Origin of the sequence: Burkholderia reimsis (assembly GCF_003294055.1) — a bacterium.
Classification (GTDB): Bacteria; Pseudomonadota; Gammaproteobacteria; order Burkholderiales; family Burkholderiaceae; genus Burkholderia; species Burkholderia cepacia.
Window position 1 is genome coordinate 1 of sequence record NZ_QMFZ01000115.1, and the last position, 1,068, is coordinate 1,068.

Sequence of the window (1,068 nt, forward strand, 5' to 3'; positions counted from 1 at the left end):
CCGCTCTTCAGATCAACGAGCTTTGCCGATGCCGCAACCACAGTCGTGCTGTCGATGATCTGATAAACGGAGCCATACTGCGTCACCTTGGAGTAAAGCGCCGCATCCGCTCCAAAGATCTCGCGCAACTTCGCAGGTGATGTTTCCTGGATGTCAGCGGCGGTCGTCAAGCCGTTTTGCTTGAAGGTTTCGTCCATCACAGCAACCGGCACGACGTAGTATCCCGCTTCGGCAAGCGGTTGAGTCATCTGCGACAGCATGCCGTAGGTTGCCGTGACATCGTTGGTCTCGTTCAACGGCGGCAGTACAAGAATCGAGCGCGGCTGACTTTTCTTGAAAGCCGTGTAGTCAGGACGCTTCGCGGGCTGCGCGCACGCGCTCAATAGCGCGACAATCGACAACACGGACAGCAGCTTGAATGAAATTGTTTTGAACATGGCTAACACGTCACTGTTGAGCAGTTTTCTGTTGGACGGACTTCTTCTTCATCAGGAAATCCATGTAGCCCGAGGATTCCGGGAACAGCTGCTTCTCAGCCTGAAATTCCTGTCCAGCGCGTTGCGCATCGCCGACGCTCGCATACAGCATTCCGAGATGTGCGTGGAAGCCCGGCGGCGGTGTATTGCCCTTCGCTCGGATCTCCTGCAGTGCCTTTTCAAGCGCGTCGATCTGCTCTTGCGAAGACGTCTTGCCCTTGAAGTATTCGTAAACCTGCGGCTGGTAGCCGTTCCACTGATAGAGCGGCGGCGTGGCCGGTGCCGCGCAGCCAGCGAGCAGCAAAGCTGCGGCAATCGCTGACAGCCCAATACCCCGTTTCATAGTCCTTCCTTATTCTGATGCGTGAATCGATGAGATTCGCCGCGCTTACCGCGCGGCCTTGAGCGTGCCTGCGTCGACCTGCTCAACGAGATGATTGACGGCTTCCTGGATCGCGAGATCAAGCACCTTGCCGTTCAGCGTGGAGTCATAGCTCGCGGTGCCGCCGAAGCCGATGATCTCGCGGTTCGACAGGCTGTACTCGCCGGCGCCCTGGCTTGATGCGATGACTTCCGACGTCGTCGTATCGAC

The 1,068-nt window shown here is 57.5% G+C and carries 2 protein-coding genes and 1 pseudogene; all 3 read right to left on the reverse strand.

The features are described from left to right. Positions 1–437 (reverse strand): DUF799 domain-containing protein (locus DPV79_RS41455; RefSeq protein ID WP_113048176.1); only part of this gene is annotated, 437 nt, incomplete at its 3' end. Positions 438–447: 10 nt separating this feature from the next. Beyond that, positions 448–819 carry a DUF4810 domain-containing protein gene (locus DPV79_RS41460; protein WP_113048175.1) on the reverse strand — a complete coding sequence of 124 codons (372 nt, stop codon included), beginning with the start codon at positions 817–819 and terminating at the stop codon, positions 448–450. 45 nt (positions 820–864) lie between these two features. Next, positions 865–1,068: pseudogene (locus tag DPV79_RS41465) on the reverse strand (CsgG/HfaB family protein); the annotation flags it as partial.